Origin of the sequence: Mobilicoccus pelagius NBRC 104925 (genome assembly GCF_000247995.1) — a bacterium.
In the GTDB taxonomy this organism is placed as follows: Bacteria; Actinomycetota; Actinomycetes; order Actinomycetales; family Dermatophilaceae; genus Mobilicoccus; species Mobilicoccus pelagius.
Genome location: NZ_BAFE01000002.1, coordinates 1 through 13,552 on the forward strand (window position 1 = coordinate 1; position 13,552 = coordinate 13,552).

At 69.0% G+C, this 13,552-nt stretch carries 9 protein-coding genes and 1 tRNA gene; 4 read left to right on the top strand and 6 right to left on the bottom strand.

All coding sequences use genetic code 11. The features are described from left to right. Positions 1–200: 200 nt before the first annotated feature. A tRNA-Lys gene (locus MOPEL_RS00425) sits at positions 201–273 on the bottom strand. 295 nt (positions 274–568) lie between these two features. Between MOPEL_RS00425 and ilvA the strand changes: the two genes are divergently transcribed. Together ilvA and MOPEL_RS00440 are read left to right on the top strand one after the other, a co-directional pair. Next, positions 569–1,828, top strand: a complete 1,260-nt coding sequence (gene ilvA / locus MOPEL_RS00430) for a threonine ammonia-lyase IlvA (protein ID WP_009480866.1) — start codon at positions 569–571, stop codon at positions 1,826–1,828. Between the two features lie 487 nt (positions 1,829–2,315). Next, positions 2,316–3,596 (top strand): MFS transporter, encoded by a 1,281-nt coding sequence (locus MOPEL_RS00440; RefSeq protein ID WP_051992152.1) that lies wholly within the window; start codon positions 2,316–2,318, stop codon positions 3,594–3,596. 49 nt (positions 3,597–3,645) lie between these two features. On the opposite strand, the gene MOPEL_RS00445 is transcribed toward MOPEL_RS00440, so the two are convergent. From MOPEL_RS00445 to MOPEL_RS00465, 5 genes are read right to left on the bottom strand one after another with little or no spacing between them, the layout of a single operon-like run. After that, a complete protein-coding gene (locus MOPEL_RS00445) occupies positions 3,646–4,932 on the bottom strand; it encodes a hydroxyacid-oxoacid transhydrogenase (protein WP_009480869.1) in 1,287 nt (428 codons plus the stop codon). Between the two features lie 25 nt (positions 4,933–4,957). Then, positions 4,958–6,163, bottom strand: a complete 1,206-nt coding sequence (locus MOPEL_RS00450) for an acyl-CoA dehydrogenase family protein (RefSeq protein WP_009480870.1) — start codon at positions 6,161–6,163, stop codon at positions 4,958–4,960. Position 6,164: 1 nt separating this feature from the next. Beyond that, complete coding sequence (locus tag MOPEL_RS00455) at positions 6,165–7,238, bottom strand: phosphotransferase family protein (RefSeq protein WP_009480871.1); 1,074 nt, start codon at positions 7,236–7,238, stop codon at positions 6,165–6,167. Continuing rightward, positions 7,235–8,887 carry a class I adenylate-forming enzyme family protein gene (locus MOPEL_RS00460; protein ID WP_009480872.1) on the bottom strand — a complete coding sequence of 551 codons (1,653 nt, stop codon included), beginning with the start codon at positions 8,885–8,887 and terminating at the stop codon, positions 7,235–7,237. The genes MOPEL_RS00455 and MOPEL_RS00460 overlap by 4 nt, the downstream gene beginning before the upstream one ends. Further along, entirely contained in the window at positions 8,884–9,822 is a 939-nt protein-coding gene (locus MOPEL_RS00465; RefSeq protein ID WP_245544679.1) for a cyclase family protein, read from the bottom strand. The genes MOPEL_RS00460 and MOPEL_RS00465 overlap by 4 nt, the downstream gene beginning before the upstream one ends. Positions 9,823–9,905: 83 nt before the next feature. Between MOPEL_RS00465 and MOPEL_RS00470 the strand changes: the two genes are divergently transcribed. Both MOPEL_RS00470 and MOPEL_RS00475 read left to right on the top strand, forming a co-directional pair. After that, on the top strand, positions 9,906–10,847 hold the full coding sequence (locus MOPEL_RS00470; RefSeq protein WP_009480874.1) for a TetR-type transcription factor C-terminal domain-containing protein: 942 nt from the start codon (positions 9,906–9,908) through the stop codon (positions 10,845–10,847). A 111-nt stretch (positions 10,848–10,958) separates the two neighbouring features. Further along, positions 10,959–13,550 (top strand): DEAD/DEAH box helicase, encoded by a 2,592-nt coding sequence (locus MOPEL_RS00475; RefSeq protein ID WP_009480875.1) that lies wholly within the window; start codon positions 10,959–10,961, stop codon positions 13,548–13,550. Positions 13,551–13,552: the final 2 nt, after the last annotated feature.

A 13,552-nucleotide genomic window follows, 5' to 3' on the forward strand; every position in this document is an offset into this window, starting at 1 on the left:
GGAAATCCCACGTCACGCTGTGTCTCGCTCCGGGGGGAGCCGACGACGGGCGTTCCGGCAGTGCACGCCGCCGACGGCGATGAGTAGGCGCTCGAGGCCGTCGCGTACGTCGTACATGGGTCTGGCTTCGACGAGGCGACCTGGCAGCACATCACAGGGCGTTCCCGCAGGTGGACCGCGGAATCGCCGCCCCTCAACGGTGGGCCCCGTCGGGCTCGAACCGACGACCGGCGGATTAAAAGTCCGATGCTCTGCCAACTGAGCTAGAGGCCCCGACCCCTGTGGCGGCGCGGTGGCGGCGCGTGAGGGCTCCCGACGATTATGCCGCACGACAGGTGGGTCGGGGTCGGGGCGGGGATACGAGCGAGCGGGCGTCGACGTGTGACGGCGACGCAGGGCCATTGTCAGGGGCACCCTTGCCGCGGGTGTCGAGCGACCGCGAGGGCGAGCATGCGGTCCCCGCCCACCCGGGGTTCGGAGTGGCCGCGACGCCCTGTCAGGAGGGTGGGTGTGTCCGTCATCCGAACCCTGCGTCCCACCCTTCGGGCAGGAGGGGCACGATGGGGGGGTGACTCGCACGGACCCCCTCCCCACCGCCCTGGACGTCGAAGCCGCTTTCGTGAGACTGCGGTCCGTCATCCGGGAGACGCCGCTCATTCCCAGCGTGCGGCTGTCGGCGGCGACGGGGGCGAACGTGTGGGTGAAGCGCGAGGACCTCCAGCCGGTCCGCTCCTACAAGGTCCGCGGGGCGTACAACCTCATTGCGCAGCTCGACGCCGAGGAACGCGCGAAGGGCGTCGTCACCGCGAGCGCCGGCAACCACGCGCAGGGGTTCGCGTTCGCGTGCGCCCAGCTCGGCCTCCACGGACGGGTCTACGTGCCGAGCACGACCCCACGTCAGAAGCGTGACCGCATCACGGCCCTCGGCGCCGGGCACGTCGACCTCGTCGTCGACGGCGAGACCTACGACGACGCCGCGGCCGCCGCCCGCGCCGACTGCGAGCACACCGGCGCGGTCATGGTGCCCGCCTTCGACCACGCCGACACGATCGCCGGGCAGGGCACGACGGCCATCGAAATCGTCGAACAGCTCGGGCATGCCCCCGACGTGCTCGTCGTCCCCGTCGGTGGCGCGGGCATGCTCGCCGGGTGCACGACGTGGCTCGCCGCCCGCCACCCCCGCACCCGCGTCGTCGGCGCCGAGCCCACCGGTGCCCCGTGCCTCGCCGCCGCGATCGAGGCGGGCGAGCCCGTGACGCTCGACCACATCGAGACGTTCGTCGATGGCGCTGCCGTGCGCCGTGCGGGCGACCTCACGCACGCGATCGTCGACCGCCACGACGTCGACCTCGTCACCGTCGACGAGGGGCGCATCTGCACCGAGATGCTCGACCTCTACCAGGTCGACGGCATCATCGCCGAACCTGCGGGGGCCCTCGCCTCGGCCGCGCTGCTCTCGCAGCTGGAGGTCGAGCCGGGGCAGGACGTCGTCGTGCTCCTCTCCGGTGGCAACAACGACGTCTCTCGGTATGCGGAGATCGTCGAACGCTCCCTCGTCGACCTCGGTCGCAAGCACTACTTCCTCGTGACGTTCCCCCAGGAACCGGGCGCGCTTCGGCGGTTCGTCGAGGACGTCCTCGGTCCCGACGACGACATCGCCCTCTTCGAGTACGTCAAGCGGAGCAACCGCGAGGCCGGGCCCGCACTCGTCGGCATCGAACTCGCCCACCGCGAGGACCTCGACGGACTCCTCCAGCGGATGGACGCGAGCCCGATGACGATCGAACGCATCCCCGCCGACAGCCCCTTCTACCGCTTCCTCGTCTGAGAGTGGGCGAGCCCGCGCAGGGCCCGCCGGGTGGCCGCTGCCGCACCGCACGACGCCTCCGGCCCCCGAGCACTGTCGCGTCCCCGATGCCCCGCCTCGCGTCGGCCCGGCACGTTCCCGCGTCGTCCCGGCCGCGCCGCTGCGGTGGGTGCGGTCTGGATCGGCCTCGGTCCGATCCGTCCTGCCGCGACCAGTCGTCGGCACGGTGCCGACGCGTGCTCCTGCGTCGGGCCCGGGGGAATGTGGGGGTCGCCAGGGGCGTTGTCATGGATCCGTGCCCGTGCGCCCCGGTCGACGTGGTGGATCCTCACCCCGACCGCGCCGACGCCCTCCGTGTGCTTCTCGCTGCGTCCTTCTCGATGCGCGGACACCGGCCCGGGGGTGGGGTGAAGATGAGGGTGGCCGAGGGGGTCGGCCCCCACGAGGTGGAGGGAGATGCCATGACCACGGTCGCCACGCGAGGGGACGAGCAGGGTACGGGCGCCGAGTGAGCCCCACGTTCCGTTCGTTCGTCGTCCGCAACTACCGCCTCTTCTTCCTCGGCGCCCTCGTCAACAACGTCGGCACGTGGATGGGCCGCACCGCGCAGAGCTGGCTCGTCCTCACCGAACTCACCGACCACTCGGCTACGGCGCTCGGCGTCGTCACGGCGTTGCAGTTCCTCCCGGCCGTGCTCCTCGTGCCCGTGGCCGGGGTGATCGCCGACCGGTTCCGCAAACGCCACGTCCTCACGGCCACGCAGGCGTCGATGGCGCTCGCGCAGCTGCTCACCGCGGTCTTCGTCCTCACCGACACGGCGACGCTGTCGCTCGTCTACGGGGTGACGTTCCTCCACGGGGTCGCCGCCGCGATCGACACCCCGGCGCGGCAGGCGTTCGTCTCGGAGGTCGTGCCGCCGCGGCTCCTGCCGAACGCGGTCGGCCTCAACAGCGCGAACTTCAACACGGCGCGGCTCATCGGCCCCGGCATCGCCGGCCTACTCATCGCGCTCATCGGCACCGGCGGGGTGTTCCTCGTCGACGCGATCAGCTACGCGGCGATCATCGGCTGCCTGTGGGGGATGAACGCCGAGGAGCTCCGCCCGGCGCCCCGACAGCAGGGGCCGGGAGGCCTGCGGGCGGGCCTCGCGTACGTCGCGCAGCGGCCGCTCGTGCTCCTGATCTTCGTCATCGTCTTCGTCCACGGCACGTTCGCGATGAACTTCCAGATGACGACGGCGCTCATGGCGACGGAGGTGTTCGGCAAGGGGCCGGGGGAGTTCGGCCTTCTCGGTTCGGTGATGGCGATCGGCTCGCTCGCCGCCGCCCTCGTCGCCGCCCGCCGTGACCGGCCGCGGCTGCGGACCGTCGTCGGAGGCCTCGCCTTGTTCGTCGTCGCCGACGCCGCCGCCGCCCTCGCGCCGGGCTACGTCGCGTTCGCGATCCTCCTCGTGCCGGTGGGGGTCACGGCGATGACGATCCTCCCGACGGCGAACTCGATGGTGCAGCTCGCCGTCGAACCGGAGATGCGGGGGCGCGTCATGGCGTTGTACTTCGCGATCTTCCTCGGCGGCACGCCCGTCGGCGCGCCCGTCATCGGCTGGGTGGGGGAGATGTGGGGTGCCCGGTCGACGATCCTCGTCGGCGCGGTCGCCGACGCGATTCTCGTCGTCGGTGTCCTCGTCTACCTCGTCCGTCACCGGGGCGTGCACCTCGACCTCGCCGCGGTGCGCCGCGCGACCTCCCGTCCCGTCCCCACCCCCGAGCCTGAACCCGACCCCACTGCCTGACACGAGCGCGGCGGCACCGTCAGGGGGTGCCGCCGCACTCTTCAGGAGGTCACCACAGGGTGAGTGACCGCTCGAAGATTCCGGAGATGTCCTCCTCCCGGACCTCTCTGGGGCAGGAAGCAAGCACTCGCTGCTGCTTCATCGTCCCCGCGACGAGATCGGGGATGTCCGACTCGTCGTAGCCCACGGCGTCGATCCCGTTCGGAATCCCGATGTCGCGCATGAGGTCCATGAGCACGCTTGGAAGGAGGTCTCGGGGATCGTTCGTCATCGGCGCATCGGGCGCGAGCATGCGTGCAGCCCCGATGTGACGGTCCGGGTCGGTCTCGAACGTGAACCGAAACGCCTCGGGAGCCGTGAGGGAGACAGCCATGCCGTGAGGCACCATCGGCTCCGTGCCGGGGTAGTCGGCCGGGTGGAAGTCCTTGACTCTCCCGGCGATGGGGTAGGCGTTCGCGTGGGGGATGTGCACCCCAGCATTGCCGAAGCCCATGCCAGCGAACGTGGCCGCGAGGGACATGTCGGCTCGGGCCGCCTCGTCGTCGCCGTGGTGGACAGACTGCCGGAACGAGGTCGAGAGAAGGTGGAGCGCCTTCGTCGCCCACATGTCTGCGATGGGGTTGCGACCGCAGTACGGGACGCGTTCCTCGGGCTTCTTGTGCTCGTAGGCGGTGTAGGGGCGGGCGGTCCAGCTCTCGAGAGCGTGGCTGAGGATGTCCATTCCTGCGCTCGCGGTGACGCCGGGGGGCTGGGTGAGGATCAGTCGCGGGTCCACCACGGCCATCGTCGGGCGGAGCCTGGCGTGGCTGATCCCCGTCTTCACCTTGTGTTCGATGACGTCGAGGACGCAGATCGTCGTGCTCTCGGCGCCCGTTCCCGTCGTTGTCGGCACTGCGATGAGCGGTTTCAGTGGCTGTTCGGGGTTCCGGCCTTCGCCGACGGGAGCGTTGACGTAATCCATGAGATCGCCCGGGTTGGTCATGAGCAGGTCAACGGCCTTGGCCGTATCGATGCTCGAGCCGCCACCGACGGCGACATAGGCGTCGAACGGTCCGTGTTCACGGGCGAACTCGATCGCTTCTCGGAAGCTCGCGTCCGTCGGTTCGACGTGCACCTGGTCGTACACGAGCGCGTCGATGCCGAATGGTGACATCTGCTCTGCCACCCGTTGGGGGATGCCGGTGGCGGAGATCCCGGGGTCGGTGACGACCAGGGCACGCTTCGCACCGGTGAGGGAGAGGTCGTACCCGATCTCGTCGGAAGAACCCGGACCGAACTTGAGGAAGGGGGCGCCGTAGGTGAAGACGTTCTCGGGGTTGCTGGGGGTATAGGTCATCGTGATGCTCCTCGGGAGGAATGGGTCAGCCGACGTACGGGGATGTGCGGCGGAGCTCCCGACGCGCGATGGTTCGCCGGTGGACGGCGTCAGGACCGTCGACGATGCGAAGAACTCGGGCCCAGGCGTAGAAGTAGGCGAGGGGGGTGTCGTCGCTCACCCCGGCGCCTCCGTGCACCTCGATGGCACGGTCGACGACCGCGCACGCCACAGCGGGCGCCGCGACCTTGATCTCGGAGATCTGGGTGATCGCGTCCTTCACCGGACCGGCGTCGAGCATCCAGGCGCAGTGCTGGACCAGAAGGCGTGCTTGGTCGATCGCGAGCCGTGAATCGGCGATGTGGGCCTGGACGACGCCCTGGTCGACGAGCGGGCCGCCGAAGGCGGTACGCCGCCGGGCCCGGTCGACCATGAGAGCGAGAGCACGTTCGGCCATGCCGATGGCCCTCATGGCGTGATGGACTCGTCCCGGTCCGAGCCGCGCCTGCGCGATGGCGAAACCGTCGCCCTCCTCGCCGAGCAGGTTGCTCACCGGAACCCGACAGTTCTCGAAGTGGAGCTCGGAATGCCCGTGCTGGTCCTGGTAACCGAAGATCGGGAGGTGACGCTCGATCGTCATGCCCGGGTCGTCCCGCTCGACGAGCACCATCGAGTGTCGTCGCTGCGGCGCGGCGTCCGCGTCGGTGCGGCCCATGACGATGAAGACCGCGCATCGGTCGTCGGCGGCCCCGGAGATCCACCACTTCTTGCCGTCGAGGATGTATTCGTCGCCCTCGCGGCGAATCTCGAGTTCGATGTTGGTGGCATCCGAGCTGGCCACGTCAGGCTCGGTCATGGCATAGGCGGAACGGACCGTTCCCGCGAGAAGCGGGTCCAGCCATGCCCGTTTCTGCGCCTCCGTGCCGAACGACATCAGCGTTTCCATGTTGCCCGTGTCGGGAGCCTGACAGTTGATGGCCTCGGGAGCGATGACGGGGGACCATCCCGTGATCTCGGCCACCGCCGCGTACTCGGTATGCGTCAATCCGCCCACCTCGGGATGGAACAGGTTCCAGAGACCCCGTGTGCGCGCGCTCGCCTTCAGCTCCTCCATCACGGGAGGATAGGAGTGGTCTCCGTGGGCGTGGAGATGCTCCGCCCATACCGGCTCCGCAGGGAAGACCTCCTCCCGCATGAAGTCCCACATGCGACCGCAGTAGTCCTGCCCGCGAGGGCTCAGAGCAAAATCCACGTCAGGTCCTTTCCCGCAGGATGTCGAGCCCTGCCTCGGCGGTGCAGGCGACCTCGTCCTCGAGGCCGCCGAAGTCCTGCCCGCCCATGGCGCCGGCGGCGACACGTGCCGCGATGCCCTGGGTGATGGCGGCGAACTTGAAATGTGCGAGTGCCTCGTAGAACGCAAGGTCCGCGAGGTCCTGCCCACTCGCGCGGGAGTAGCGATCCCTCACCTCGCCCCGGCCCGGGAACCCCGCGTCCGCAGTGAGGTGGGGAATGATCGTCATGCGCCGATCGCCGGGCTCACGCCAGTAGAAGAGCAGCATCCCCAGGTCCGTGAGGGGGTCACCGAGCGTCGACAACTCCCAGTCGAGCACAGCTGCGAGGTCACCGGGATCGGCGTCGTTCATGACGACGTTGTCGAGGCGATAGTCGCCGTGGACGATCGAGGCGTTCCCGCCGCTCGGCACGCGCTTCTCGAGTGCCTTGCCGAGTTCGTCCACGACGGGCACGTCCGCCGTCTTCGCCTGCTCCCACTGTCGTGCCCAGAGCCGCACCTGACGCCCGGCGAATCCCTCGGGCCTCCCGTAGTCGCCGAGCCCCACCATGTGCGGGTCGACCTCGTGCAGGCGGGCCAGGGTGTCGACGAGCGCGTGCGTCATGGTGCGCAGATCGGTGGGGCTCTCCGCGTATCCGGCAGGCAGGGTGTCCCTGATGACGTGGCCCTTCACCTCGGCCATGACGTAGAAGCGAAAGCCCGTGACGGTCTCGTCGTGGGCCAGGAGGATCGGTGCGACGGGCACGTCGGTGCCGGCGAGCGCCTGCTGGACGCGCGCCTCCCGTCCCATGTCGTGCGCCTTGGGCAGGATCGAGCCCGTCGGAGGTCGGCGGAGTACCACGGTGCCCGCCGCCGATCGGACGCGGAAGGTGAGGTTGGACTTGCCGCCGGCGACGAGTTCGGCCCGCGCCTCGCGCCAGGATGGATCACCGAGGCGTTCCTGCAGGAGGGGCCCCACGACGTCGAGGCGCGTGAGGACGGCCGGGTCCAGGGATCGCGAGTCGGGCGTGGCGCCACACGTCGTGGTCGTGGTCATCGCGTCCTCAACTCCCTCCGGAGAATCTTTCCGGTGGTCGTCTTCGGTAGGTCCTCGATGACCTCGATCGAGCGCGGGTACTTGTAAGCGGCCATGCGCTCCTTGGACCACGCGATGAGTTCCTCGGCAGTGACCGATGCGCCGGGTGCAAGGGAGACGAACGCCTTGACGGTCTCGCCGCGATACTCGTCGGGCACCCCGACGACGGCGACCTCCCGGACGGCCTCGTGGCTGCAGAGGACGTCCTCGACCTCTCGCGGCCACACCTTGTACCCCGAGGCGTTGATCATGTCCTTCTTGCGATCGACGAGGAAGAACCAGCCCTCGGGCGACATGAAGCCCACGTCACCCGTGCGCAGGTCACCGCCATCGATGTTCTCGGCGGTGGCATCCGGCTTGCGCCAGTAACCGGACACGACCTGCGGGCCGGAGACGACGATCTCGCCGACCTGCCCGAACGGGAGGTCCCGACCCTCGTCGTCGACGATGCGCACGATCGTGTCGTAGACCGGCACTCCCACCGACAACGCCCCGCTCCCGGGGTCGACGGGTGCCGCGACGCCCATGGGCACCCCGAGGCAAGGGGAGGTGGTCTCGGTGAGGCCGTAGATGTTGTGGAGATAATGACCGGTGGCGGCCTCGAATCGCTGCGTCATCACGGGGGCGATCGGCGCGCCGCCGGAGTAGACGAGCCGGAAGCTCGCCCAGTCGGATGGCCCCGCACCGGGGACGCCGGTGAGGGCCGTGAACGCGGTCACGGCCCCTACGGAGAACGTGGGTCGATGCTCACGGATGGCGTCCGACATCACTGCGGGCACGAACCGGTGGCAGAGTACGAGCGAGCCCCCGGTGAGCAGGGTCACGCCGATGTGCCCGACCATCCCGGTGATGTGGAACAACGGAGCGATCCCGAGGATGACGTCGTCCTCGGTGAGGCGCATCCATTCCCGGCACACCTGGGAGGAGAAGGCCAGGTTGCCGTGCGTGTTCATCGCACCCTTGGGGACCCCGGTCGTGCCGGAGGTGTACGTGAGCAGGGCGACGTCGTCCGGCTCGAGCGTGACCGACGGAACGCTTCGCCCCGCGTGATCGGTGAAGACGTCGCGAAGAGCCGTCGTCCCCGGCGGTGTGGTGGTGGGGGTGATGACGCGCGCGTCGTCGCGAGCCTGGTCATCGGAGGCGGACACCGTGACGACGATGCGCACCTCCGTCCCGCCGCCCTCGACCACCTCACGAGCCACGTCGGTCCACAACTCGTCGAGGCAGAGAAGGGCCACGGCGCCGGAGTCTGTGAGGAGGTAGGTGAGCTCGCGGGCCTTGTTCATCGGGTTGACCGCGACGGCCACCCCACCCGCCTTCCACGTGCCCAGGAGGCCGACCAGGAAGGCGGGATCGTTCTGGGTGTAGAGAGCCAGGCGGTCGCCTGCACCGAAACCCTGGTCGAGAAGGTGATGGGCGAGGGCGGAGCTGCGCTCGTCGAGATCACGAAACGTGAGGGTGCCGTCGAAATACCGCACCGCCGGTCGCCCGCCGTGGCGGGCGACGGTCGAGCCGAACAAGTCGAGCATCGAGCGGTGTTCCACGGTGAGGCAGCTCGCCTCACCGGCGCGGTACTGGCGCAGCCAGGGGCGGTCGGCGTACGTCGTCATTTGACGGCGAGGGGGTTGACGGGGGTGCCGGCAGCCTTGTGCACCTTGAGTGGGGCGGCAGCGTACAAGAACGTGTACTGCCGATCCTCCGCACAATCTTCGGCAATCTGCTCCAGGTCGCAGATCTCGGTGAGGGCCACCCCCAGGTTGCGCATGAGCGCACAGTGCAGCGGCAGGGCGACGCCTGTCGTGGGGTCGAACGTGACCTCGTTGGCGATCGTGTCGGTCGCGAGGTTGGGGATCTCCATCTCCTGGAACCACTGGACGAGCTCCGGAGAGTACACGAGGCCGGGCTCGCAGAAGTTCTCGTAGAACGCATCCCCCATCTCGTGGAACTTCTTCAAGAAGTTCGTGCGAACGAGCAGGATGTCGTGCTTCTCGATCTTCACACCCTGATCCTTCGCACAAGCCATGAGGTCCTCGTGCGTGAAGCTCTCCGCCGGGTCGAGAGCGTCCTTGCCTCGCCATCTGGCGATGTCGAGAAGAATCCCACGCCCGACGATGCCGCGATTCGCGATCGGCGTGATCGACGCCTTCTCCAGACCACCTCTGGTGGTGTCGGCATCGAAGCCGTTCCAGATCTTGCCGTCGTACCAGACGTGACCAAGGGCGTCATATTGTGTGGAGCCCTGCAAGAACGCCTCGATCTTGTCGTCGGCGTAGTGCAGGCCGCCGGGGTATTCCGGGGCCGAGCCGCCCTCGTCCCAATCGGACTCGTCGAGGACCTGCGTCCGCACTGCGGCTTCCCGGCCGGGCCAGAGGGGGTCGCCCTTGGGGTCGCCGATCATGCGCTGGAGCGTGAAGACTCGTCCGCTGCGCACGTGTGCGATGCCCCGCATGACCTCTTCCGGTGTCAGGTAGTTGAGCGAACCCACCTCGTCGTCGGGGCCCCACTTTCCCCAGTTCGTCGGTGCGTCCTTCAGGACCTCGCTCATCGGCCGGATGTCAGACATCGTTGTCCTCTCGTCAAGGGACACCGAGCGATCGATCGGTGGACCGTCGGTGGTGATTCATCCTCATGAGCAGCGATCCGGGGGGTCAAGGGCGGCGGCGTTCGGATATCCTGAACGTCGTGGGTCACCGGGAGGATGCGGAGAGGCAGCTTCTCGGTGCTGCCGTGCGCCAGGCGCGGACCGCGCGAGGGCTCTCCGTGCGCCGCTTGGCCGAGGCCATAGACGTCAGTGCCGCCACTATCTGCGCCGTGGAGCAGGGACGCACTCGCGTCGATGCCGATCGGCTGCATGCCCTGGCCGCAGCTCTGGAGGTGCGGCCACGGGATCTTCTTGCCGGGCCAGGCCTCGAGGTGGGGGCGGTGGCGAGAAACGCGCCGGAGCGTCCGCCTGCACGGTACAGCTGGCGTCACTTTGCGGAACTGCCGATAGATCCAGCTTTGGCCGGAGCGATCTCCGCCTTCGTCGTCTATGGCTACCACGGTGCCGGTATCCGGGTCATCGCGCAGCATGCGGGTCTTTCGGTCACAGGTGTCTATCACCACTACGCGAGCAAAGAACTGCTCCTCATCAGCATTCTGGACCTGACCATGAGTGACCTGGTGTGGCGACTGGATGCCGCCGCGCGGGAGGCCCGTGAGCGGCAACTCGATCCACTCAGTCGGTTCGCTCTCGTCGTCGAGGCACTGGCGCTCTTTCACGCGTGTCGGCGCGATCTCGCTTTCATCGGCGCCAGCGAGATGCGCAGCCTGCCACCGGCAGAGCGCAGGAGGATCGCGCGTATCCGTGTCGACGTCCAACGGCGTCTCGAGGCCGAGATCACGACATGTGTGCACCGAGATCTCGCACCCGCCCAGGACGTCGCGGCCGCGGGGCGGGCGATTTCCACGATGTGCACGTCCATCTGTCAATGGTTCCGCCCCGCCGGGCCGCTGACCCCTGAGGCCGTGGCGCGCGACTACTCCCGCTACGCCGTCGGTCTCATCGGGGCATCGGTCGCGTCCCTCTGAGATTCCTCCCGTGTCCTGGGTGGAGTGGCGAGGGCGCCAGATCCTCCATCGCTCCGCGCGCACCTCATGCCCCACACACCCCACGGGTGCGGGCCTGGGAGAATGGGACCGATGACCACGACACCGCCTCCGACCCTGGCCGACGTCCTCGACGAGATCCCCGCTCCCGCGGACGGGCCGCGGGATCCCGACGACCTCTTCGCGGCGTTCGTCGACTGGGTGGTGGCGAGCAAGGGCGTCGAGCCGTACCCGCACCAGGAGGAGGCGCTGCTCGAACTCGTCACGGGCAGCAACGTCATCCTCGCGACGCCGACGGGGTCGGGAAAGTCGCTCGTCGCGATGGGGGCGCACTTCTTCTCCCTCGCCGAGTTCGCCCGCACCGGTCGCCGCACGTACTACACGGCGCCGATCAAGGCCCTCGTGAGCGAGAGGTTCTTCGACCTGTGCGCGACGTTCGGGGCGCAGAACGTCGGCATGCTCACCGGCGACGCCGCCGTCAACGCGGGCGCGCCCATCGTGTGCTGCACCGCCGAGGTCCTCGCCAACATCGCCCTGCGGGAGGGGACGTCGGCGCCCATCGGGCAGGTCGTCATGGACGAGTTCCACTTCTACTCCGAGCCCGACCGCGGGTGGGCGTGGCAGGTGCCGCTCCTCGAACTGCCGCAGGCGCAGTTCCTCCTCATGAGCGCGACGCTCGGCGACGTGTCGATGTTCGAGGAGGACCTCACGCGTCGCACCGGCCGCGACACCGCCGTCGTCGCCGGCGCCGAGCGCCCGGTGCCGCTCTCGTTCTCCTACGCGTTGACGCCCCTCCACGAGACGCTCGAGGAGCTCCTCACGACGCACCAGGCACCCGTCTACGTCGTCCACTTCACGCAGGCGGCGGCCCTCGAACAGGCACAGGCGCTCATGAGCATCAACGTGTGCACCAAGGACGAGAAGGCCCAGATCCTCGCCGAACTGCGCGGGTTCCGGTTCGCCACGGGCTTCGGCCAGACCCTCCAGCGGCTCGTCAAGCACGGCATCGGCGTCCACCACGCGGGGATGCTCCCCAAGTACCGGCGCCTCGTGGAGACCCTCGCGCAGAAGGGACTCCTCAAGGTCATCTGCGGCACCGACACGCTCGGCGTCGGCATCAACGTGCCCATCCGCACCGTCGTCCTCACCGGCCTCACGAAGTTCGACGGGACGAAGCAGCGCCTCCTCAAGAGTCGCGAGTTCCACCAGATCGCCGGCCGCGCGGGACGGGCCGGGTTCGACACGAGCGGATCGGTCGTCGTCCAGGCGCCCGAGCACGTCATCGAGAACCACAAGGCGCTGCTCAAGGCGGGCGACGACGAGAAGAAGCGCCGCAAGGTGCAGCGCAAGAAGCCGCCGGAGGGGTTCGTCAACTGGAGCGAGGACACCTTCGACCGCGTCCGCGACGCCGAGCCCGAGGCCATGGTGAGCCGCATGCGGGTGAGCCACGCGATGATCCTCAACATGATCCAGCGCGACGGCGACGCCGTCGCCGCCGTCCGTCGGCTCCTCACCGACAACCACGACCCGCGCCGGCAGCAGACCCGTCTGCAGAAGCAGGCGATCGAGATCCTCCGCACCCTGCTCGACACGGGCGTCGTCGAACGACTCCCCGAACCCGACGAGACCGGCCGTAGCCTCCGCGTCGTCGAGGACCTCCAGCGCGGCTTCGCGCTCAACCAGCCGCTCTCGCCGTTCGCGCTCGCCGCCCTCGAGCTCCTCGACCTCGAGGACCCCCTCTACGCCCTCGACGTCCTCAGCGTCATCGAGTCCACCCTCGACGATCCCCGGCCGGTGCTCCGCGCCCAGCAGTTCAAGGCCCGCGGCGAGGCCGTCGCCGAGATGAAGGCCGACGGCATCGAGTACGAGGAGCGCATGGAACTCCTCGAGGACGTCTCGTGGCCCAGGCCGCTCGAGGAGCTCCTCGAGGCCGCGTACGAGACGTACCGGCAGACCCACCCGTGGCTCGACCCCGACGCGTTGTCTCCGAAGTCCGTCGTCCGCGACCTCTACGAACGCGCCATGACGTTCGGGGAGTTCGTCGCGTTCTACGAGCTCACCCGCGCCGAGGGCATCGTCCTGCGCTACCTCTCGGACGCGTACAAGGCGATGCGGCAGACCGTCCCCGACGCGATGAAGACCGACGAACTCGACGACCTCATCGAGTGGCTCGGAGAGATCGTGCGGCAGACCGACTCCTCCCTTCTCGACGAGTGGGAGACCCTCACCGACCCCGACCTCGCGAACAAGGACATCGAGGAGGTCCGCGCCCGCGCCGCCGAGGGGCGCCCGTTCACGGCGAACGTCCGCGCCCTGCGCGTCCTCGTCCGTAACGCCCTCTGGCAGCGGGTCGAGCTCGCCGCCCGCAACCGCGTCGACGCGCTCGGCGACCTCGACGCGCCCGCCACCCCCGGCGCGCCCGGCATGGACGCCGACGACTGGGCCGACGCCCTCGACGAGTACTTCGAGGAGCATGACGAGATCGGCCTCGGCCCCGACGCGCGCGGCCCGGCGATGTTCGTCGTCGACGACCGCAGCGAGCCCGGCTACTGGATCGTCCAGCAGATCATCGCCGACCCCGCGGGCGACCACGACTGGCGCCTCTGGGCCGAGGTCGACCTCGACGCCTCCGACGAGGCCGGCGAGCTCGTCATGCGTGTGACCGACCTGGGGCGGCTCGACTAGGT